Annotated in this window: 18 protein-coding genes; 6 read left to right on the forward strand and 12 right to left on the reverse strand. The window is 66.8% G+C overall.

Annotated features, from left to right (window positions below; genetic code table 11):
• The first annotated feature begins 1 nt into the window (after position 1).
• Positions 2–919, forward strand: coding sequence for an arginase family protein (locus DK847_RS03305; RefSeq protein WP_245414503.1), 918 nt, complete (start codon positions 2–4; stop codon positions 917–919).
• A gap of 110 nt (positions 920–1,029) precedes the next feature.
• Here the strand turns inward: DK847_RS03305 and DK847_RS03310 are convergent, their stop codons facing one another.
• The 4 genes from DK847_RS03310 to DK847_RS03325 all read right to left on the reverse strand — a co-directional run bounded on the left by DK847_RS03310 (position 1,030) and on the right by DK847_RS03325 (position 8,584).
• Positions 1,030–4,461: an indolepyruvate ferredoxin oxidoreductase family protein gene (locus DK847_RS03310; protein ID WP_111196163.1), complete on the reverse strand. Its 3,432-nt coding sequence runs from the start codon at positions 4,459–4,461 to the stop codon at positions 1,030–1,032.
• Positions 4,462–4,563: 102 nt separating this feature from the next.
• Positions 4,564–6,486 (reverse strand): formylglycine-generating enzyme family protein, encoded by a 1,923-nt coding sequence (locus DK847_RS03315; RefSeq protein ID WP_161957132.1) that lies wholly within the window; start codon positions 6,484–6,486, stop codon positions 4,564–4,566.
• A gap of 115 nt (positions 6,487–6,601) precedes the next feature.
• A complete protein-coding gene (locus DK847_RS03320; protein WP_111196346.1) occupies positions 6,602–7,804 on the reverse strand; it encodes an acyl-CoA dehydrogenase family protein in 1,203 nt (400 codons plus the stop codon).
• Positions 7,805–7,813: 9 nt separating this feature from the next.
• Entirely contained in the window at positions 7,814–8,584 is a 771-nt protein-coding gene (locus DK847_RS03325) for an SDR family NAD(P)-dependent oxidoreductase (RefSeq protein ID WP_111196165.1), read from the reverse strand.
• Positions 8,585–8,651: 67 nt separating this feature from the next.
• Here DK847_RS03325 and DK847_RS03330 point away from each other — a divergent pair, with 67 nt between their 5' ends.
• Positions 8,652–9,428 (forward strand): gamma-glutamyl-gamma-aminobutyrate hydrolase family protein, encoded by a 777-nt coding sequence (locus DK847_RS03330; RefSeq protein ID WP_111196166.1) that lies wholly within the window; start codon positions 8,652–8,654, stop codon positions 9,426–9,428.
• A gap of 6 nt (positions 9,429–9,434) precedes the next feature.
• Here the strand turns inward: DK847_RS03330 and gshB are convergent, their stop codons facing one another.
• The 6 genes from gshB to rph all read right to left on the reverse strand — a co-directional run bounded on the left by gshB (position 9,435) and on the right by rph (position 14,220).
• Positions 9,435–10,373: a glutathione synthase gene (gshB, locus tag DK847_RS03335; protein ID WP_111196167.1), complete on the reverse strand. Its 939-nt coding sequence runs from the start codon at positions 10,371–10,373 to the stop codon at positions 9,435–9,437.
• Positions 10,374–10,739: a YraN family protein gene (locus tag DK847_RS03340; RefSeq protein WP_111196168.1), complete on the reverse strand. Its 366-nt coding sequence runs from the start codon at positions 10,737–10,739 to the stop codon at positions 10,374–10,376. It lies immediately after the preceding gene.
• Entirely contained in the window at positions 10,729–11,625 is an 897-nt protein-coding gene (rsmI, locus tag DK847_RS03345; RefSeq protein WP_111196169.1) for a 16S rRNA (cytidine(1402)-2'-O)-methyltransferase, read from the reverse strand. Before rsmI ends, DK847_RS03340 begins: the two co-directional genes overlap by 11 nt.
• Positions 11,626–11,766: 141 nt before the next feature.
• Complete coding sequence (gene hemW, locus DK847_RS03350; protein ID WP_111196170.1) at positions 11,767–13,002, reverse strand: radical SAM family heme chaperone HemW; 1,236 nt, start codon at positions 13,000–13,002, stop codon at positions 11,767–11,769.
• Entirely contained in the window at positions 12,902–13,507 is a 606-nt protein-coding gene (rdgB, locus tag DK847_RS03355; protein WP_111196171.1) for an RdgB/HAM1 family non-canonical purine NTP pyrophosphatase, read from the reverse strand. The genes hemW and rdgB overlap by 101 nt, the downstream gene beginning before the upstream one ends.
• Complete coding sequence (rph, locus tag DK847_RS03360) at positions 13,507–14,220, reverse strand: ribonuclease PH (RefSeq protein ID WP_111196172.1); 714 nt, start codon at positions 14,218–14,220, stop codon at positions 13,507–13,509. The genes rdgB and rph overlap by 1 nt, the downstream gene beginning before the upstream one ends.
• 78 nt (positions 14,221–14,298) lie before the next feature.
• On the opposite strand from rph, the gene hrcA reads away from it, so the two are divergent.
• From hrcA to DK847_RS03375, 3 genes are all read left to right on the forward strand, one after another.
• A complete protein-coding gene (gene hrcA, locus DK847_RS03365; protein WP_111196173.1) occupies positions 14,299–15,390 on the forward strand; it encodes a heat-inducible transcriptional repressor HrcA in 1,092 nt (363 codons plus the stop codon).
• Between the two features lie 22 nt (positions 15,391–15,412).
• Entirely contained in the window at positions 15,413–16,009 is a 597-nt protein-coding gene (gene grpE, locus DK847_RS03370) for a nucleotide exchange factor GrpE (protein WP_425358675.1), read from the forward strand.
• A 172-nt stretch (positions 16,010–16,181) separates the two neighbouring features.
• The gene (locus tag DK847_RS03375) at positions 16,182–16,559 is read left to right on the forward strand and encodes a VOC family protein (protein ID WP_111196347.1); all 378 of its coding nucleotides are present in this window, start codon (positions 16,182–16,184) and stop codon (positions 16,557–16,559) included.
• A gap of 171 nt (positions 16,560–16,730) precedes the next feature.
• Here DK847_RS03375 and DK847_RS03380 read toward each other — a convergent pair whose 3' ends face one another.
• Together DK847_RS03380 and DK847_RS03385 are read right to left on the reverse strand one after the other, a co-directional pair.
• Entirely contained in the window at positions 16,731–17,984 is a 1,254-nt protein-coding gene (locus tag DK847_RS03380; protein WP_111196175.1) for a flavin monoamine oxidase family protein, read from the reverse strand.
• Positions 17,981–18,583 carry an alpha-ketoglutarate-dependent dioxygenase AlkB family protein gene (locus tag DK847_RS03385; RefSeq protein WP_111196176.1) on the reverse strand — a complete coding sequence of 201 codons (603 nt, stop codon included), beginning with the start codon at positions 18,581–18,583 and terminating at the stop codon, positions 17,981–17,983. Before DK847_RS03385 ends, DK847_RS03380 begins: the two co-directional genes overlap by 4 nt.
• 291 nt (positions 18,584–18,874) lie before the next feature.
• Here DK847_RS03385 and dnaK point away from each other — a divergent pair, with 291 nt between their 5' ends.
• Positions 18,875–20,788 carry a molecular chaperone DnaK gene (dnaK, locus tag DK847_RS03390; RefSeq protein WP_111196177.1) on the forward strand — a complete coding sequence of 638 codons (1,914 nt, stop codon included), beginning with the start codon at positions 18,875–18,877 and terminating at the stop codon, positions 20,786–20,788.
• The last annotated feature ends 1 nt before the right edge of the window (position 20,789 follow it).

Genomic DNA, 20,789 nt, shown 5'->3' on the forward strand with positions numbered 1-20,789 from the left:
CATGACCGCCCTCACCGCCGTTCCACCCTTCATGGGCGCCGCGCGCGCCACCGGTGCCGCAGGCTTCGATGCCGCGATTTTCGGCGCGCCCCATGGCACCCCCTACCCCGAGATCGACAATTCCATCCACCGCGGCGCCCCCGATGCGTTTCGCAACGCGCTGGCAGTTGACGCCGAATGGCTTGACCATTGGGATTTCGACCTTGGCGGCCCGCTGCTGCGCCATGGCCAGAAGATCTGCGACCTCGGCAACCTGAAGACCAGGCCCTCGGACGGAGCCCACAACCGTGCCCTGATCGAGCAGACGACGCGGCAGATCCTGCAGGCGGGCGCCGTGCCCATCATGTTCGGCGGCGACGACTCCGTGCCCATTCCCTTCATCGCCGCCTATGCGGAGCAGCCTGCAATCGTCATCCTGCAGATCGATGCCCATATCGACTGGCGCCAGGAGCGGCGCGGCGAGCCGATGGGGTTTTCCTCCACCATGCGGCGCGCCTCGGAACATGACCATGTCTGGCGCATCGTGCAGGCGGGCATGCGCGGCATCGGCAGCGCGCGCGAACCGGAACTGCGCGATGCGCTGGCATGGGGCGCGCATATCGTCACCGCGCGCGAGGTCCACCACAAGGGCGCGGGCGAAGTGTTGCGCCACATCCCCGAGGATTGCGACTGCGTCATCTCCTTCGACTGCGATGCGCTGGACGCGGCGGAGATGCCGGCGGTGGCCTATCCCACACCCGGCGGCCTCACCTATACGCAGGTGACGGACCTGATCGCCGGTGTGGCCGCCAAGGCGCGCATCGCCGGCTTCTGCATGGTGGAATTCGTGCCCGGGCGCGACAAGTCGAAGATCGCCGCCTTTACCGCCGCGCGGATTGCGGCGAACGTGGTGGGGCGGATCGGGCGGCGGCAAGGCTAACTCCCACCGCACCATCATGCCCGGGCGCGTCCCGGGCATCCTGTGACGGCGCTCGAAAAGGATAAGCGGGTCAAGCCCGCGCATGATGGTAGACTGATCGGCGAAAAACCCTATTCAGCCGCTCTCCGCACCGGCTCGCCATCCAGCATCGCGAGCAGCTCCGCCTCGCGGGCCTTCGCCTTTGCGACATTCGCATCCTTCACATGGCCGAAGCCGCGGATCATGTCCGGCAGGTTGGCCAGTTCCAGCGCCGTGTTGCTGTGGGCCAGCCCGGGATTGCCGATGAGGCGCTCGACCAGCGCGCGATAGTCGGCGATGAGCCGGCGCTCCATCCGGCGCTCGGCCGTGCGGCCGAAGATGTCGAGCGAGGTTCCGCGCAGGCGCTTCATGCGCGCCAGCAGCCTGAAGGCGCCCATCATCCACGGGCCGTAATCCGATTTCACCGGCTTGCCGCTGAAGCCATCGACACGGCCGCGGATGGGCGGGGCGAGGTGGAAGGTGAGCCTGTAGTTCCCGGTGAACTGCTTCGCGAGCCTTTCGGCAAAACTGCCATCGGTGTAGAGGCGGGCCACCTCATACTCGTCCTTGTAGGCCATGAGCTTGAACAGGTTTCGCGCCACGGCAAGGGCGAGCGGCTCCGACACCGCACGCACCCGGGCCACGACATCGCGGTACTGCGCGGCATAGGCCGCATCCTGGTAGGCGGTGAGGAAGTCGACGCGCCGTGCGATCACCTCGTCCAGCGTTTCGGCCTTCTTCTCCAGCTTCGCACCGATGACGGCGCGCACGGCCGCCTCGTCCACCGCGGCGCGGCGGCCCCAGGCGAAGGCGGCGAGGTTCATCTTCACCGACACGCCATTGAGCTCCACCGCCTCTTCGATCGCCTCGCGCGACAGCGGCACGAGGCCCTTCTGCCAGGCAAACCCAAGCGTGAAGAGATTGGCGGCAATCGAATCGCCCATGAGCTTCGTGGCGATGTCGGTGGCATCGATGGCGGAAAGCCCGCCCTGCTTCACCGCAGCGGCGATGCGCAGCGTGAGGGCAGCACCCTGCACGTCGAAATTCGCATCATGGGTGAAATGCGCGGGCATCACCTCATGGCTGTTGATGACGGCATGGGTCTTGGTGCGCGACGCCGCCGCGAGGATGCGCTCGGAGGCGCTGGTGACGAGGTCGCAGCCGAGGATCAGGTCGGCATGGCCCCGCGCCACGCGTACCGCCGAGATGGCCTCGGGGCTGGCGCCGATCTTGATGTGCGTCACCACCGTGCCGTTCTTCTGCGAGATGCCCACCATGTCGATCAAGGCCGCACCCTTGCCCTCGATATGCGCCGCCATGCCGAGCAGGTGGCCGATGGTGACCACACCCGTGCCGCCGATGCCGGTGACGAGGATGCTCCAGGGCTTCTCGAGCGCGGGCAAGGCGGGCTCGGGAACGGGCGGGAAGGGCACCTTCTCCGCATCGATCGCCGGGCCGCTGCTGCCCTTGACCAGTGTGCCGCCCTCCACCGTCACGAAGCTGGGGCAGAAGCCCTTGAGGCAGGAGAAGTCCTTGTTGCAGCTCGACTGGTCGATCTTGCGCTTTCGTCCGAACTCGGTTTCGACCGGCTGGATCGCCACGCAGTTCGACTGCACACCGCAATCGCCGCAGCCCTCGCAGACGAGCTCGTTGATGAAGACCCGCTTCTGCGGATCGGGGAATTCGCCCTTGCGGCGGCGCCGACGCTTCTCCGCCGCACAGGTCTGGTCATAGATCAGGACGCTCGTGCCCTTCACCCCCATCAGCTCCGTCTGCACCGCCTGCAGCTCGCTGCGGTGGTTGAAGCTGGTGAAGGGCGGGAAGGCGGACCGCGCGGGATATTTGTCCGGCTCGTCGGAGACGACGGCGATGCGCTTCACGCCGATCGCCTGCATCTGCTGGGCGATCTGTTCGACCGTCAGCCCGCCGTCATTGCGCTGGCCGCCGGTCATCGCCACGGCATCGTTGAACAGGATCTTGTAGGTGATGTTGGTGCCCGTGCCCACCGCATGGCGGATGGCCATGAGGCCGGAGTGATTGTAAGTGCCGTCGCCGATGTTCTGGAACACGTGGCCGCGCTTCGAGAAGGGTGCCTCGCCCACCCAGTTCGCGCCCTCGCCGCCCATGTGGGTGGCGCCTTCCGTCTTGCGGCCGGGCACGAACTGGGCGAGCCAGTGGCAGCCGATGCCGGCATAGCCGCGCGCCCCCTCGGGCAGCACGGTCGATGAATTATGCGGGCAGCCGGCACAGAAATAGGGAACGCGGGCCACGAGGTCCGCCTGGTTGCGCGCGGTCGACTGGTCCTGCAGCGCCGCCGCGCAGTCACGCGTTGTGCGGTCCTCGATGCGCGCGGCGATGGCCAGCGCGATCTGGTTCGGCTCCAGCACGCCATGCGGCGCGAACAGCGTGTTGCCCTGCTCGTCACGCTTGCCGATCACCGACGGGCGATTGGCCTCGGCATAGAGGATGTCGCGGAGCTGCGCCTCGACCAGCGCGCGCTTCTCCTCCACCACCATGATGGTGGAGAGGCCCCTGGCGAAGTCCTTCACCACCGTCTCTTCCAGCGGCCAGACCATGCCGATCTTGAGAAGCCGGATGCCGAGGCGGGACGCCCTGACCTCGTCGATGCCGAGGTCGTCCAGCGCCTGGCGCACGTCGAGCCAGGCCTTGCCCGCGGCGACGATGCCGAGTGTGGGCACCTCACCGCCGCGCAGCACGATGCGGTTCAACCCGTTGGCGCGCGCGAAGGCCTTCACCGCGGGGATCTTGTGCATGTGCAGGCGCTCTTCCTGCACGATGCGGTCATCGCTGGGACGGATCGAAAGGCCGCCGGGCGGCGGCGGGGGTTCGGCGGGCGTGACGAAAGCCGCGCGGTCGGGACCCGCTTCGACGACGGCCGAGGATTCGACCGTGTCATGCACGCATTTGAGGCCCATCCACACGCCGGCATGGCGCGACATGGCGAAACCAAGGAGGCCGTAGTCGATGATCTCCTGCACGCCGGCGGGGCTGAGCACCGGGATCAGCGCATCCATCAGCGCCACGTCGCTGGCATGGACCACGGTGGAGGATTCGCCCGAGTGATCGTCGCCTGCGATGGCCAGCACGCCGCCATGGGGCGAGGTGCCGGCCATGTTGGCGTGGCGGAACACGTCGCCCGTGCGGTCAACGCCCGGGCCCTTGCCATACCAGACGGCGAAGACGCCATCATGCCTGCCCTCGCCGCGCATCTCGGCCTGCTGGGTGCCCCAGCAGGCAGTGGCGGCGAGGTCCTCGTTGAGGCCGGGCTGAAAGACGATATGGCGCGGCTCGAGGACCTTCCTTGCCGCAACGAACTGGTTGTCCACCGTGCCCACCGGCGAGCCGCGGTAGCCCGAGACATAGCCCGCGGTATCGAGCCCCGCCTGCCGGTCGCGCTCGGACTGCATCAGCACCATGCGCAGGATGGCCTGCGGGCCGGTGAGGAAGAGGCGGGTGACCGAAAGGTCGTAAAGATCTGCAAGGCTGTGGGTCGACTTGGACATGGCTGCAACTATACTGGAACGTAGCCGTTCGGAAATAGCTTCCCCTGCAGGGGTCCCATCCGTGCAACCCTGGCGCCGCGGGTCCTTGTCCTGCGTTGAGGCCTATTGCGGGCTGGCCAGGCGGAAACCGGCGTCGGCCCCTTCGCGCAAGGGCGAGACCTGCGCGAAGGTGACGCTCTGGATCGAGGCGGCCCCGGCGAAGAAGAAGCCGCCGCGCAGGCCGCGCGAGGCAGAGGCGCTGCCGTCGAGGTCATTCCAGTTGTAGACCGCCCCGCTCTGGTCGAAGGTGCCATAGTGGCTGGGGCTGGCCGAATAGGCCCCGACGTCGAACAGGTAGTTCTGGCCAAGGTCGATGTAGCGCGCCTGCGGCACCGCGTAGAAGTAGGTTCCGTTGTAGTCGTCGATGTAGTTGGCCATGTTGGGCGCAGCGCCGACCTGGTTGCCCGGTGCCGTGTCGCTGGCCGTGGCATAGCGATAATAGCCACCCTTGTTGCCGTTGCGGCGCGGATCGTAATAGGCGGCCTTGTACCATTCGTTCTCGGTCGGCAGCCAGAAGCTGGGCGCGCCGCCGCGGTTGGGGTTCACCCGGTTGCGCGCCACCGCGGCGCCGCCGGTGGCGCCGAGCAGCCGGTAGGCGCCATCCTCCGTCGTCGCCGGACCCTGCGCGCCCGTGGGCTGGCCATTGGCCATCCAGTTGGCGAAGCGCGCCACGTCGAACCAGTTCACATAGGTGACGGGGCGATTCGCGCTGTCGCCTGCATTGTCGAGCGGGGCATAGCTGTAGGAACCATCGGAACCGAGCCGCTCGATCCCCGCGCTGTTGGTCACGAGAGACATGGCCTGGTCATAGAGGCCATGGGGATCGCTCCGGGCGACGGCATTGAGGAAGTCGCAATACTGCCCGATGGTGACCTCGTAGGTGCCGATCCAGAAGGTCCGGCCGACCGCGCCGAAGCCCGTGCTGTCGCGCCGGTTGCCGGGATTGCCGATGCGGCTCAGTGCATAGTCGATGCTGGAGGCATGGCTGCCGCTGGCCGCGAGGCGGAAGCCGACATTGGAACTCGCCGCCGTGGTGGCATTGCCGAGCCGGTAGTCGGACTGCAGGTAACTGTAGTAGGACGTCCAGCCGCCGCCGCGGATGGTGCGCACCACGCCCGGCCGGGCATCCATGTCGGTCAGCTCCCACACACTGCCATTCATGTCATAGGTGCCATAGGGGCCGGGCGTGGCGGTGAAGGCGCCCACATCGGTGAGATAGTTCTGCGCCGGATCGAGGCTCAGCGTCTGGGTCATGGCGAAGAGGCCGCCCCCGGCAACGTAATTGGCCTGGTTGGGACTGCTGCCGGCACTGTTGCCGGGCGTGCTGCTGCTGGCCGTGGCATAGAGCGTGTATCCGCCCACACCCTCATTGAGCGTCGGGTTGTAATAGGCAGCCTTGTACCACTCGTTCTCGGTGGGAATGTAGTGGCTGGGCTTGCGGCGGGTGTTGGGGTTGACGGCGTTGCGCCGCACGGCGATGCCGGCCGCTGCCTTGCGCCCGGTCAGGTCATAGGCGCCATTCTCGGTGGTGCGCGGCGACTGCGGGCCGGTGGGCTGCCCGTTCGCCATCCAGTTGGCGAAGCGCGCCGCATCGAACCAGCTGACATAGGTGACGGGGCGGCCGCCAGCCGTGGCCGCGGCGGACTGCACGGCGCCGGCCGGTTCCATGGCGGTGTAGACATAGCTTCCGGCAGCACCCTCGCGGCGGATGCCCGCCACCATCAGGTCACTCGCCATCAGTGGATTGTAGAGCTGGTGCGGATCATCCTTGGCGACGGCATTGAGGAAGGCCACATAGTCGGCGATCGTCACGTCATGCTTGCTGATCGCGAAGGCCCGCGCCACGCGGCCGAAACCCGTCGCAGGATCAGCGCTGTTGGCGGCATCGCCCACGCTGACCATGTCGAAGGCCAGCGGGTCGGCCGCGGCGACCCCATGAGAGGCGGCGAGGATGGCAATGCCGGAGAGAATGTGCCTGATGTTCACCGGGGTTGCTTTCAGTTGTTCAGGCAACCAACTTAGCCTGTGCGGCGACCGGCAGACAGCAGTCTTTGAGGACAATGCGAAGCCTCGCGCCGGACAATCACTGCTTGCGGAATGGCTAACCCCAGCCCCAGAAATCATTGCCCTCCTTGGCGAGGCTCCGCGCCAGGACCATCTTGTGCACTTCCGAGGCGCCGTCCACCAGCTTGGCGCAGCGCGCATAGCGATAGATCCATTCGAGCACCGTGTCCTTGGAATAACCACGCGCGCCGCAGAGTTGCACGCCGACGTCCGCCGCACGGTTCAAGGTATCGGCGACGTGGATCTTGGCCATGGAGATGTCCTTCTGGGCCTTTGAGCCCTGGTCGAGCTTCCACGCCGCATGCATGGTGAGGAGGCGCCCCTTCTCGATCTCGGCCGCCACCTCGCCCAGCATGATCTGCACGCTCTCGTGCTCGGCAAGCGTCGAGCCGAAGGCCTTGCGCTCCTTCACATAGGCCTGCGCGATCTCGAGGCAGCGCTTGGCGAGCCCCGTCCAGCGCATGCAGTGGGTGAGGCGCGCAGGGCCCAGGCGGATCTGGGTAAGGCGCAGGCCATCGCCCTCCGCCATCAGCCGGTTCTCCTCGGGAATCTCGAGCCCGTCGAACTCCAGTTCGCAGGTGCCGCCCAGTTCATCCGGCCCCATGGTGGAAATCCGGCGGATGATGCGCCAGCCCGGCTGGTCCTTGTGGAAGAGGAAGGCGGAGAGGCCGTTGCGCGGATCATCCGAGGTGCGCGCGACGAGGATGAAGTGGGTGGCGCCATCGGCACCGGAAATGAACCATTTGCGCCCGTGCACGACGTATGTGCCGCCGCGCTTCTCGGCTCTTGTCAGCATCATGCCGCCGGGATCGGAGCCGGAACCGGGATGCGGTTCCGTCATCACGAAGGAAGAGCGGATCCTGCCGTCGATGATGGGCTGCAGCCACTGGTCCTTCTGCGCCTCGGTCTTCAGCACCTTGTTGAGGACGTTCATGTTGCCGTCGTCGGGGGCGGCACAGTTGAAGGCCAGCGGGCCGAAGATCGAGCGGTTCGCCTCCTCGTAGAAGGCGGCCCAGCCAACCATGGGCAGGCCGAGGCCACCGCGTTCCTTCGGCATCTGCGGCGCCCAGAGGCCGGCGGCCTTCGCCTTCTCGCGCAGGGGCGCCAGCACCTCGAGGCGGATGTTCTCATGCGCGTCGTAATTGGCGCGGTCGGCCTCGAGCGGTATCACCTCGCGCTCCACGAAGGCGCGGACCTTCAGGCGCAGCGCGTCGATCTCGGGCGGCAGGGTGAAATCCATCATCTCTCCTCAGGCCAGTGCGTGGCCGCCATCGACATTGATCTCCGCCCCGGTCATGAAGCCCGATGCCTTGGAAGATGCGAGCAGCAGCAGCGTGGCATCGAGGTCGGAGGGCTGGCCGGAGCGGCGCTGCGGCACGCGCTTGATCATCTCCTGCCCCGCGGGGCTCGCCAGATAGTCGTCCGTCATCTCGCTGGAGATGAAGCCGGGCGAGATGGCGTTGACCCTGATGCCGAAGCGCGCCCATTCCATGGCCTGGGCCTTGGTCATGTGCAGCACCGCGGCCTTGCTGATCGCATAGCTCGCCGACGACATGCCCACGCGGCCCGCGACGAGCGAGGCGATGTTGATGATCGCGCCCCCGCGCTTCGCGTCGACCAGGCGCTGCGCGAAGGCGCGGGAGAGATGCCAGACGGAATTGACGTTGGTGTCCATCACGCGGTCCCACTCGGCATCGGGCGTGTTGACGATGCGCCCGCCGCCGGCGATGCCGGCATTGTTGACGAGCAAGGTGAGAGGACCGAAGGCGCGCGCGGCCTCGTCCAGCGCGGTTCCGATGGATGCCGTGTCGGTGACATCCAGCGCCAGCGCCGCGATGTTGGGCGAAGAGGCTGCGAGGTCCTGCAGCCTGTCGGTGCGGCGGGCGGCGGCCACCACCTTGGCGCCATGGGCGGCCAGCACCTCGGCAAAGCGGCGGCCGAGGCCGGAGGAGGCGCCGGTGACCAGGGCCACCTCGCCCGTCAGGTCGAAAAGCTGTTGCGCGGGCGTGATTTGGCTCATCGGTTGGACTTTCCCCCCATGTCCTTGCTATCTAGACGGCAAATCAGCTTTCCCACAAGGTTCGGAAATGTCCTACCTGCCCCTCGTCGGCCTGCCGGCGGATACCTATGAAAGCCACGGCTTCCAGTACCACTCGATCGGCGACAAATATGTGCGCGCAGTGGCCGAGGTGGCGCTGTGCTCACCCGTCATGATCCCCTCGATGATCGACGCGCTGCAGCTCGACGACCTCCTGGAGCATTTCGACGGCATCGTGATGACCGGGGCCGTCTCCAACGTCCACCCGCCGCATTACGGCGAGCAGCCGACGGTGGCGCATGAGCCCTATGACCATGGCCGCGACGCCACCACGCTGAAGCTGATCGAGAAGGTGCTGAAGAAGGGCCTGCCGCTGTTCTGCATCTGCCGCGGCTTCCAGGAGCTGAACGTTGTGCTCGGCGGCACGCTCGAAACCGAGCTGCAACAGGTGGAGGGCCGCCTCGACCACCGCGCCCCCGACCATGACGACGTCGACGTGCGCTATGCGCCGTCGCATGCCATCAACATCCGCCCGGGCGGCCTGCTCGAACAGATCCTCGGCAAGCGCGAGACCATGGTGAACTCGATCCACCGCCAGGGCATCAAGCGGCTGGCCAAAGGCCTGCAGGTGGAGGCCACCGCCCCCGATGGCATCATCGAGGCGGTATCGGTGCGCGATGCCAAGAGCTTCGCCATGGGCACCCAGTGGCACCCGGAATTCAGGGCGCTGAACAATCCGGATTCGGTGAAGCTGTTCACCGCCTTCGGAAACGCCGTGCGGGGCTATGCCGCCGCGCGCGGCAAGACGCTCAGAACGGTGGCCTGAAGCCGCCTATCGCCGCGCTTCGATCGCATCCCAGATGAGTGATGCGATATCGGCACCCCCGAACCGTTTCACTTCACGGATGCCGGTGGGCGAGGTGACGTTGATCTCGGTGAGATAGTCGCCGATCACGTCGATGCCGACGAAGATGAGGCCGCGCGCCTTGAGGTCCGGTCCCAGTGCCTCGCAGATCTCGTGCTCGCGCCTGGTCATGTTGGTCGGTTCGGCCTTGCCGCCCACATGCATGTTGGAGCGGTTCTCGTTCACCGCCGGCACGCGGTTGATGGCGCCCGCCGCCTTGCCGTCGACGAGGATGATGCGCTTGTCGCCCTTCCTTACGTCCGGCAGGTATTTCTGCGCGATGAAGGGTTCGCGGAACGTCTGGGTGAAGAGTTCGAGCAGCGACGAGAAGTTCTGGTCGCCCTCGCCCAGCCTGAACACGCCCGCGCCGCCATTGCCGTAGAGCGGCTTCAGGATGATGTCGCCATGCTCGCGGCGGAAGGCGGCGAGTTCCACGGGGTCGCGCGTGATCAGCGTCTCCGGCATGAATTGCGGATAGTTGAGGACGAAGAGCTTCTCCGGCGCGTTCCGCACCTCCTTCGGATCGTTCACCACCAGCGTCCTGGGGTGGATCGTCTCCAGCATGTGGGTGGCGGTGATGTAGCCCATGTCGAAGGGCGGGTCCTGGCGCATCAGGACGACGTCCTCCTTGCCGAGGTCGCAGCGGCGCTCGTCACCCAGCGTATAGTGGTTGCCTTTCTCGTCGCGCACGGTGACGTCATTGCCGGTGGCGAACAGCGAGCCGCCGCCCAGTGCCAACGCCTTCGTCTGGTAATAGAACAGCTGGTGCCCGCGGCGCTGGGCTTCCAGCATCATGGCGAAGGTCGAATCGCCCGCGATGGTGATGGACTGGATCGGGTCCATCTGCACTGCAACCTTCAGGGCCATCTAGCCGTCTCCCTCGAATGCGTTCTCGATATGCCGGGGCCAGTGGTAGGGGGTCACCGCGACGATGTCAAAACGGCAGGCCTGCAGGGCAGCCCTGCGGTCCTCGGCCATGAACTGGCGCGCGGCGACAGCGATGCGCCGGGCCTGGCGCGGGGTGACGGATTCCACCGCGCTGTCGAGGTTCCTGCGCGCCTTCACCTCGATGAAGGCGGTGACCTCGCCGCGGCGCATGATGAGGTCCACCTCCCCGCCGCGCGTCTTGTAGCGCCGCGCCAGCAGCCGCCAGCCCTTCAGGCGCAGCGCCCACAGGGCGATCAGTTCCGCGCTGCGGCCATGTTCCTCGGATTTGCGCCGGTCATTCGCCATCGCCCTGCCGGCGCGCAAGTATGCGCTGGTAGACGTCGGAGCGGCCCAGGTGGAAACGCTTGGCCACCTCGGAGGCCGCCTTGCTGGCGGGCATCGCGGCGAGTGCTTCCGTGATGGCCGCGTCGAGATCGGCTTCCGAGACGTCCTCTTCGCCCTCGGGCGGGCCGACGAGCAGGGTGATCTCGCCCTTGACGCTGGCGCGGGACTCGAGCTCGGCGGCGATCTCCTCCGGCGTCCCGCGCAGCACCTCCTCGTGCAGCTTGGTGAGTTCGCGCGTCACCGCGACGTGGCGGCCCGGCAGCGCGGCGGAAAGATCATGCAGCGTCTCGATGATGCGGTGCGGGCTTTCGAAGAAGATCAGCGTGGCCTTCAGCCGGGCGAATTCCGCGAAGAGGCGGTTCCGTTCGCCCTGCTTCTGCGGCACGAAGCCGGCGAAGAGGAAGCGGTCGGTGGGAAGGCCCGAAAGTGCGAGGCCGGTGAGCACCGCGGAGGGCCCGGGGCAAGCGGTGACAGGAATGCCCATGTCGACGGCCTCCTTCACCAGCCGATAGCCGGGATCGGAGACGAGCGGCATGCCGGCATCCGAGATCAGCGCGATGGTGGCGCCCTGCTTCAGGCGTTCGAGGATTTCGGGGCGAACCTTCTGGGCGTTGTGCTCGTGGTAGGGAGCAAGGCGGGTCTTGATGGCGAAGCGCTCCATCAGCTTGCCCGATGTGCGCGTGTCCTCGCACAGCACGGTCTCGGCGGCGGCCAGAGTGGCCAGCGCGCGGATCGTCATATCGCCGAGGTTGCCGATGGGCGTTGCGACGACATGGAGGCCGGGCGCCAGGGGCTCCGCATCGAAGCGGTGGGCGCCGATGATGTAGCTGGGTTGGCCGTCGGTCATGTGTGCCGCCTCCCCATAGAGGCCGTCATCCCGGCGAAAGCCGGGACCCCGCTTCCTTGGGGCCGGCAAAGCGGGGCCCCGGCTTTCGCCGGGGTGACGGAACAAGTGGGAGCGGTTGACGCCATTGAACGAAGCGTAGTGTCAGCTCGCCAGTTCCGCAATCACTGCATTGAGCAGCTTGCGGCCATCGGCGGTGGCCATCAGCTGCTGGCCATGCCGCTTGATCAGCCCCATCGATTTCATGCCTGCGAGCTTGGAGGAATCGATCTCCCGGCCGGCCAGCGCGGCATAGCGGTCCATGTCGATCCCCTCGGCAATGCGCATGCCCATCAGCAGATATTCGCCCGCCTGGTCCACTGGCGGCACCACCGTGTCGGACACCATGCCCTGCCCCTGTGTCCGCACCAGTTCGCGCCAGGTTTCGGGGTGGCGCTCGGCGATCAGCGCGCGGCGGTTCTCGCCATCGGCGATGCGGCTGTGGGCGCCTGGGCCCACCCCGGCATATTCGCCATAGCGCCAGTAGAGCAGGTTATGGCGCGACTCCTGACCGGGGGCCGCGTGGTTCGAGACCTCGTAGGTGGCGAGGCCCGCGGATTCCGTCAGTTCCTGCGTGATGTCGTAGAGGTCGGCGGCGCGGTCATCGCTGGGCGTCTGCAGGCGGCCCTTTTCGTAGAGGTCGAAATAGGTGGTGCCTGGCTCAATGGTGAGCTGGTAGAGCGACATGTGACCCTGCTGCTCGGCAAGCGCGCGGGTCAGTTCGGCGCGCCACTGCTCCGGCGTCTGGTTGGGCCTGGCATAGATCATGTCGAAGGAGCAGCGCGGGAAGATTTTCGCTGCGAGGCGGAAGGCGGCGATGGCCTCCTCGGAAGAGTGCTGGCGGCCCAGGGCCTTCAGGTCATCATCGTTCAGGGCCTGCACGCCGACCGAGACGCGATTGACGCCGGCCGCGCGATAGCCGCGGAAATTCTCGGCCTCGATCGAAGTGGGGTTTGCTTCGAGCGTGACCTCCACGTCCGGCGACACCGCCCACAGCTTGCCGATCGTGTCGAGCACATGGCCCACGGCCTGTGGCGGCATCAGCGAGGGCGTGCCGCCACCGAAGAAGATCGAGGTGACGGTGCGGCCCGGCGTGCGCTCCGCGAACCATGCGAGTTCGCTGCCGAGCGCCTCGGCGAAGGACATGGTGTCCACCGCTTCGTGGCGCACATGGCTGTTGAAGTCGCAATAGGGGCACTTGGCCTTGCAGAAGGGCCAGTGAACGTAAATGCCGAAGGCGTCAGAAGAGGTCACGGACGAGGAGTTCCAGCGCGCGGGCGCGGTGCGAGATGCGGTTCTTTTCCTCAGGCGCCAGTTCGGCGAAGGTGCGCGTCTCGCCATCCGGCACGAACATCGGGTCATAGCCGTGGCCCAGGGCCCCGCGCGGCGGCCAGGCGAGCGACCCTTGCGCACGGCCCTCGAAGACGCGCTCCGTGCCATCCGGCCAGATGACGCAGAGGGTGCAGGCGAAATAGGCACGGCGCTTGTCGGGCGTGGTGGCGCCCTTGGCCTGCAGCTTCTCTTCGACGAGGCGCATGGCGCGGTTCCAGTCACGGTCCGGCCCCGCCCAGTCGGCGGTATAGACACCCGGCTCGCCGCCCAGCGCCTCGACGCAGAGGCCGGAATCGTCCGACACCGCAATCAGCCCGCTGGCCTTCATGGCGGCGAGCGCCTTGATGCGGGCATTGCCGGCGAAGGTGCTTTCGGTTTCCACCGGCTCCGGCAGGCCAAGCGCCCCGGCACTCACCGCCTCCACGCCATAGGGCTTCAGCAGCGCGGCGAATTCCTCGAGCTTGCCCTTGTTGTGCGTGGCGATGACGATCTTCTGATCGCGCAGCGTGCGCATCAGGCGATGGCCTCTTTCTGCTTCGCCACGAGCTCGCCGATGCCCTTCTTGGCCAGCGCGAGGAGTTCGCCCAGCGTCGCCTCGGAGAAGGGCTCGCCCTCCGCCGTGCCCTGGATCTCGACGATGCCGCCGGAGCCGGTCATCACGAAGTTCGCGTCGGTACCGGCGGAGGAGTCTTCGGGATAATCGAGGTCGAGCACCGGGGTGCCTCCATGGATACCGCAGGAGATGGCGGCGACGTGGTCCTTCAGGGGCCAGGTCTTGAACATCGACCTCTGCTCCATCCACTTGAGGCAGTCGAAGAGCGCGACCCAGGAGCCGGTAATGGCGGCGGTGCGGGTGCCGCCATCGGCCTGCAGCACGTCGCAGTCGAGCGTGATCTGGCGTTCGCCCAGCGCCACCAGGTCGACGACGGCGCGCAAGCTACGGCCGACGAGGCGCTGGATTTCCTGGGTGCGGCCCGACTGCTTGCCGGAAGCCGCCTCGCGCCTTGTGCGCTCATGCGTGGCGCGCGGCAGCATGCCGTATTCGGCGGTGACCCAGCCCTTGCCGCCGCCCTTCAGCCAGGGCGGAACCCGCTCTTCCAGCGAGGCGGTGCACAGCACATGCGTGTCCCCGAAGCGCACGAGGCAGGAGCCCTCGGCATGGCGGGTGAAGCCGCGGGTGAAGCTGACAGGGCGCAATTCATCGGGTTTCCGTCCGGAGGGACGCATTCTGGTCATTCCTCGTCTGAAAGCGGGCCTTCTACCCCTTCGGTTGACCCGCGCCAACTTGATTCCTACATTGTGGCCATGAGTGTGATCCCGCCCAAGCCATTTACCGAGGAGCGGCTTTCCGGCATCGCCGGGCTCGACCAGCGCTCGCGCGACATCTTCCGCCGCCTCGTGGACACCTATCTCGCCACCGGCGAGCCCGTGGGCTCGCGCACCATTTCGCGCATCCTGCCGCACAATCTCTCCCCGGCCTCGGTCCGCAACGTGATGATGGACCTCGAGGATGCGGGGCTGATCTTCTCGCCCCACACGAGCGCCGGCCGCATGCCCACCGAGCAGGGCCTGCGCTTCTTCGTCGATGCGGTGATGGAGGTGGGCGCCATGCCCACCGACGAGCGCGCCAAGATCGATGCACAGATCGCCGCGTCCAACCGCCAGCGCCGGGTGGAGGACGTGCTGGGCGAGGCGACGATGCTGCTGTCGGGCCTGTCGCACTGCGCCGGCGTCATCCTGGCGCCCAAGATGAACGCGCGGCTGAAGCACATCGAATTCGTGAACCTCGGGCCGGGGCGGGCGCTGGTCATCCTCGTCGGCGAGGATGGCAGCGTCGAGAACCGGGTGATCGAGGTGCCGCGCGGGCTACCGCCCTCGACCTTCGCGCAGGCGTCCAACTATCTCTCGACCCGCTTCCAGGGCCGGACCATCGACGAGGTGCAGCGTTTCGTGCGCCAGGAGATGACACAGCTGCGCACCGAGCTCGACGAGATCTCGGCGCGCATCGTCGAGGCCGGCATCGGACAATGGTCGGGCGAGGGTGACAGCGAGGACAAGACCCTGATCGTGCGCGGCCAGGCCAACCTGATCGAGAACGCCACCGCGGCGGAAGACCTGGAGCGCATCCGCAAGCTGTTCGAGGATATCGAGAACAAGAAGGAGCTGGTGCAGCTTCTGGGGGCGGCCGAGGTGGGCGAGGGCGTGCGGATCTTCATCGGCTCCGAGAACCGGCTGTTCTCGCTCTCCGGAAGTTCGATCATCGTGACGCCCTTCCGCAATGCCGAGGAGAAGATCGTCGGCGTCATGGGCATCATCGGGCCGACCCGGATGAACTATGCCCGCATCATCCCGATGGTCGACTACACCGCCAAGGCGATCGGGCGGCTGCTCACTTGATTTTTTGCGCCGGGCGGCCGATATGCCTGCCAACCCGACAAATCCCAAGGACTGGAAAGCCCTTAGCATGGCCGAAGACAAGAATCCGACCGACGAGCCGAACCCCGACATCGCGCTGGAAGAGGCGCTGGTGGCAGAACTGGACGAGCGCGACCTGGAGATCGCCAGGCTCAAGGAAGAGGCCGCCCAGTTCAAGGACCGGCTGCTGCGCACCGCCGCCGAGATGGACAATCTGAGGAAGCGCGCCGAGCGCGAGAAGGCGGAGGCAACGCTTTATGCCGCCACCAACTTCGCCCGCGACCTGCTGAGCGTCTCCGACAACATGCAGCGCGCGCTCGCCCACCGGCCGGCGGAAACCGCCAGCGACGAGACCAAGAACCTGTTCGCCGGCATCGAGATGACGGAGCGCGAGCTCCTCAACATCTTCCAGCGCTACAACATCCGCAAGGTGGAGACGGTGGGCGCCAAGTTCGATCCCAACTTCCACCAGGCCCTGTTCGAGGTGCCGACCAGCGAACATCCGCCGGGCACGGTGGTGCAGGAGATGCAGTCCGGCTTCGCCATCGGCGACCGCTGCCTCAGGCCCGCCATGGTGGGCGTCGCCAAGGCCGAAGGCTGAGCGGCGCGCCTCACGACAATCGTTTCATCATGCCCGGGCTCGTCCCGGGCATTTTTTTGGGCCGCCGAAAACGAGGGCCGGGTCGGGCCCGGCCATGATGAAGGAGAGGCGCCACCGCCATGGAAGTGACGCCAAGGTTGTGTTATCCTCCCGCCATTCCACGGAGGCCCTCATGAGCGAGAATGGCACTGTCGTCTGGTCGGAACTGATGACCACCGAGGTCGAGAAGGCCAAGGCCTTCTACGGCAAGACCCTCGGTCTGACCTTCGAACCCTTCGGTGAGACGAACCCCGGCTACTGGATCGCCATGCGCGACGGCCGCCCGGTCTGGGGCATCATGGACATGACGGATCGCCCCGGGGGGCCGACCGCCTGGTTCACCTACATGGCGGTGGACGACGTCGATGCGAAGGTGACGGCAGCACTGGAGGCCGGGGCAGACCTCTGCATGCCGGTCTTCGATATCCCCACGGTGGGCCGCATCGCCATCCTGCAGGACCCCACAGGGGCGATCATCGGCTGGATGAAGCCAGAGCCGCGCCCCTCCTGACATTCGTAACGATTGCTTTTGGCCAGTCGCACAAGCAGGTAGCCCCCTACATGGGGGCCGTTAAAAGCCACTCTCCGGTCCGCTCCGGGGCTCCAGCAATGGTCTGGATGCTCGACCCAAAGAAAGCTGGGCCCCGGCTTTCGCCGGGGTGACGTGCTGATCGGGACGAACTCAGGCGGCGGCCAGCGACAGGGCCTTCTCCGCCGCGGCGATGCCCGAGAGATGCGCGCCATGGACCGTCGAAAAGAACGGGATGGAGCAATGCTCGCCGGCCAGCACGATGCGGTCGCCCACCGGCTCCGAGAACCTCAGCCGCGAGACCGCCCTGCCCGGCTTCGCATGTGAATAGCCGCCCAGCGTGTAGGGATCCGAGGCCCAGTGGGTGCGCAGCGTCTTCACCACGCGCGTCCGCATGCCTGCCCCGAAAGCCTCGACCAGCGCCTCCATGGCGAGGTCCATCATCGCGGCGTCGCCGAGCTTCTCCAGTGCGGCCCCATGCGAGCCGCCGAAATGCGAGACCAGCAGGGGGCGGCCGAAGGGATTGAGATGGAGGTTGAAGGGAGCCTTCGACGCGTCCTCGAAGATCACGTCGCCATAGACATGGCCGAAGCCATCGACGGGCCGGTCGAGCAGGATGGCGAGTTTCTCGGAGACGCCCATCGGGCAGTCGTGGAAGGCCTCGACCAGCGTTGCCGGCAGGGCGGGATCGAAGCGGATGCCCCCAGCGATCAGCACGTTGACCGGCACGGCGATGACGATGGCCGAGGCCGTGACCGTACCCCGCCCGGTTTCCACGCGGACCTCGCGCCCCGACCAATCGATGCGGGTGACGGGGGTCGAGAGCGTCACCGGCAGGCCCGCCGCGTGGCGGGCGACCAGCGCGCCGTAGCCGTCCCTGACGGGGAAGTCGCCGCCGTCATAGTCGTAGCGCGAGCCGTCGAGCGTGGAGCACAGTTCGGGGTCGCTGGAGGTGATCTGGCCGATGAGCTGGCGGGTGAGGCTGTTCCATCGGTTCTTCGGGTCCATGACGTCGCTGAAGGCCACGTCGCGGCCGGCGGCACCCGCGCCGATGGCCGCGTTCAGCACCGTTTCGATGTAGTCCGACGCCTCGGCCTGTGCCGCTGCGGGCAGCAGGCCGCCCCTGCCCAGCCGCGTGGCGTGGTCGGGACCGAAGTCGATGTCGGACTTGTAGGCAATGCCGAGCGTGTCGGCGATGGCGGTGAAGGGATTCTGGCGTGCCGAATGCAGCCAGTGGGCGCCCATGTCGAAGGGCAGGCCCAACGTCGCGGTGTCGGTGAAGGCCCGGCCGCCGATCCGGTCGCGCGCCTCCAGCACGATGAAGCTCCTGCCCGCTTTCTGGAGCGTCAGCCCGGCGGCGAGGCCCGCCGCGCCTGCGCCGATCACGGCAACGTCGTAGTGGCTCATGGTTTGGTCACCCGTCTGAGTGTCAGGTTGATTCGCCCGCCGTCCTTCAGCAGGGTGGAGGTGCCGGACAGCACCCGGTCGATGCCATGGTAGCAGAGGCGGGAGGCCCCGCCCATGACGAGCACGTCGCCGGAGGCAAGTTTCAGCGTTTCGGTCTTCCCGCCGCGCTCGGGCCCGCCGATGCGGAACACCGCCGTGTCACCCAGCGACACCGAGACCACCGGAGCCGAGAAGTCCTCCTCGTCCTCGTCCCGGTGCAGGCCCATCCTGGCGCCGCCGGAGTAGAAATTGACGAGGCAGGCTTCCGGGTCGTGGGGGTAGCCCGACACCTGCCGCCACAGCCCCAGCAGAGGATCGGGGATGGCGGGCCAGGGCTGGCCGGTGTCCGGATGGGTGGACTGGTAGCGGTAGCCTGCGCGGTCCGACACCCAGCCGAGCGGGCCCAGATTGGTCATGCGTACGGTGAAGGGCCGCCCCGTCCTCGGCATGACGGGGGTGAACAGCGGCGCTGCGGCCACGGCGCCGCGCAGGCTCCCCACCAGCTGGCGCTGGGCCTCGGCGCCCAGGTGGCCGGGCAAATATCGCAGTCCGGGTTGCATTGGCCGCTCTTCCTAGCCGCCCCGTCCATCGGGGCAAGGCATTTCTCGCGCGGTTGGCGGTACAATCGTTCCCGCCCTGCCCCGACGACGGCGGCCGATCACTTTTGCGTGGGCGAACCGCTTGATAGCCCCGAACCCCCTGCCTATATAGCCCTCGACAGCCGGTCAGCCTGCGGAATCGGGCAGCCGGGACCTAATCTTAATCAGGAGGCGGACCCTCCCCAGCCAAGGGGGGTCGGGCAAGTGCCTAAAGGGCTTTCCCAAGCTCCGCCTGCCAATTGGAGGATCAAGATGGCGAAAGTGATTGGTATCGACCTCGGCACCACCAACTCCTGCGTTGCGGTGATCGAAGGCAAGAACCCCAAAGTGATCGAGAATGCCGAGGGTGCCCGCACCACCCCCTCGATCGTCGCGTTCACCGCGGACGGCGAAACCCTGGTCGGCCAGCCGGCGAAGCGCCAGGCGGTGACCAACCCCGAGAACACCTTCTTCGCGATCAAGCGCCTGATCGGCCGCCGCTTTGACGACCCGATGGTCGCCAAGGACAAGAAGCTCGTTCCCTATTCCATCATCAAGGCCGACAATGGCGATGCCTGGGTCGAGAGCCGCGACAAGAAGTTCTCGCCCTCGCAGATCTCGGCCTACACGCTGACCAAGATGAAGGAGACGGCGGAGCGCTATCTGGGCGAGCCCGTCACCCAGGCGGTCATCACCGTTCCGGCCTATTTCAACGACAGCCAGCGCCAGGCCACCAAGGATGCCGGCAAGATCGCCGGCCTCGAGGTGCTGCGCATCATCAACGAGCCGACGGCGGCTGCGCTCGCTTACGGCCTCGACAAGAAGGAAGCCGGCACCATCGCGGTCTATGACCTGGGCGGCGGCACCTTCGACGTGTCGATCCTCGAGATCGGCGACGGCGTGTTCGAGGTGAAATCGACCAACGGCGACACCTTCCTCGGCGGCGAAGACTTCGACATGCGCATCGTCGATTACCTCGCCGACGAGTTCAAGAAGGAGCAGGGCATCGACCTGCGCAAGGACAAGCTCGCGCTGCAGCGCCTGAAGGAAGCCGCCGAGAAGGCCAAGATCGAGCTGTCGTCGGCGACGCAGACCGAGATCAACCTGCCCTTCATCACGGCTGACCAGACGGGCCCGAAGCACCTCACCCTGAAGCTCACCCGCGCCAAGCTGGAAGCGCTCGTCGAGGACCTGATCACCAAGACCATCGAGCCCTGCCGCGCGGCCCTCAAGGACGCCGGCGTGACCGCGGGGCAGATCGACGAGGTGGTTCTCGTCGGCGGCATGACCCGCATGCCGAAGGTCATCGAGACGGTGAAGCAGTTCTTCGGCAAGGAGCCGCACAAGGGTGTCAACCCGGACGAAGTCGTGGCCATCGGCGCCGCGATCCAGGCCGGCGTGCTCAAGGGCGAAGTGAAGGACGTGCTGCTGCTCGACGTGACGCCGCTGTCACTCGGCATCGAGACGCTGGGTGGCGTGTTCACCCGCCTGATCGACCGCAACACCACGATCCCGACCAAGAAGAGCCAGGTGTTCTCGACCGCTGACGACAACCAGACGGCCGTGACCATCAGGGTCTTCCAGGGCGAGCGTGAAATGGCGGCCGACAACAAGATGCTGGGCCAGTTCGACCTGATGGGCATTCCGCCCGCCCCGCGCGGCGTGCCGCAGGTTGAAGTGACCTTCGACATCGACGCCAACGGCATCGTCAACGTGTCCGCCAAGGACAAGGCGACGAACAAGGAGCAGCAGATCCGCATCCAGGCCTCCGGCGGCCTGTCGGACAGCGAGATCGAAAAGATGGTCAAGGAGGCGGAGGCCAACGCCGCCGAGGACAAGAAGCGCAAGGACCTGGTGGAAGCCAAGAACCACGCCGAAGCCCTCATGCACTCGACCTCGAAGTCGCTCACCGAGTTCGGCGACAAGGTTTCGGCGGCCGACAAGTCGGCCATCGAGAGCGCCATCGCCGACCTCAAGTCGACGCTCGAGAACGGCGATGCCGAGCAGGTGAAGGAAAAGACCAACGCCCTGTCGCAGGCCGCCATGAAGCTTGGCGAGGCCATGTACAAGGCCCAGGCCGGCCAGGCCGAGGCGGACGCGCAGCGTGACGCCCGCGGCCAGTCCGGCGAGGATGACGTGGTCGACGCCGACTTCGAGGAAGTGAAGGACGACGACAAGAAGGCCTGAG

This window comes from Aestuariivirga litoralis (genome assembly GCF_003234965.1).
Classification (GTDB): domain Bacteria; phylum Pseudomonadota; class Alphaproteobacteria; order Rhizobiales; family Aestuariivirgaceae; genus Aestuariivirga; species Aestuariivirga litoralis.

Coding starts and splice junctions, on each gene's coding strand:
- DK847_RS03305 (WP_245414503.1), top strand. CDS start 2: ATGACCGCCCTCACCGCCGTTCCACCCTTCATGGGCGCCGCGCGCGCC.
- DK847_RS03310 (WP_111196163.1), bottom strand. CDS start 4,461: ATGTCCAAGTCGACCCACAGCCTTGCAGATCTTTACGACCTTTCGGTC.
- DK847_RS03320 (WP_111196346.1), bottom strand. CDS start 7,804: ATGGATTTCACCCTGCCGCCCGAGATCGACGCGCTGCGCCTGAAGGTC.
- DK847_RS03325 (WP_111196165.1), bottom strand. CDS start 8,584: ATGAGCCAAATCACGCCCGCGCAACAGCTTTTCGACCTGACGGGCGAG.
- DK847_RS03330 (WP_111196166.1), top strand. CDS start 8,652: ATGTCCTACCTGCCCCTCGTCGGCCTGCCGGCGGATACCTATGAAAGC.
- gshB (WP_111196167.1), bottom strand. CDS start 10,373: ATGGCCCTGAAGGTTGCAGTGCAGATGGACCCGATCCAGTCCATCACC.
- DK847_RS03340 (WP_111196168.1), bottom strand. CDS start 10,739: ATGGCGAATGACCGGCGCAAATCCGAGGAACATGGCCGCAGCGCGGAA.
- rsmI (WP_111196169.1), bottom strand. CDS start 11,625: ATGACCGACGGCCAACCCAGCTACATCATCGGCGCCCACCGCTTCGAT.
- hemW (WP_111196170.1), bottom strand. CDS start 13,002: ATGGCGAGACGCGCACCTTCGCCGAACTGGCGCCTGAGGAAAAGAACC.
- rdgB (WP_111196171.1), bottom strand. CDS start 13,507: ATGCGCACGCTGCGCGATCAGAAGATCGTCATCGCCACGCACAACAAG.
- rph (WP_111196172.1), bottom strand. CDS start 14,220: ATGCGTCCCTCCGGACGGAAACCCGATGAATTGCGCCCTGTCAGCTTC.
- hrcA (WP_111196173.1), top strand. CDS start 14,299: ATGAGTGTGATCCCGCCCAAGCCATTTACCGAGGAGCGGCTTTCCGGC.
- grpE (WP_425358675.1), top strand. CDS start 15,413: ATGCCTGCCAACCCGACAAATCCCAAGGACTGGAAAGCCCTTAGCATG.
- DK847_RS03375 (WP_111196347.1), top strand. CDS start 16,182: ATGAGCGAGAATGGCACTGTCGTCTGGTCGGAACTGATGACCACCGAG.
- DK847_RS03380 (WP_111196175.1), bottom strand. CDS start 17,984: ATGAGCCACTACGACGTTGCCGTGATCGGCGCAGGCGCGGCGGGCCTC.
- DK847_RS03385 (WP_111196176.1), bottom strand. CDS start 18,583: ATGCAACCCGGACTGCGATATTTGCCCGGCCACCTGGGCGCCGAGGCC.
- dnaK (WP_111196177.1), top strand. CDS start 18,875: ATGGCGAAAGTGATTGGTATCGACCTCGGCACCACCAACTCCTGCGTT.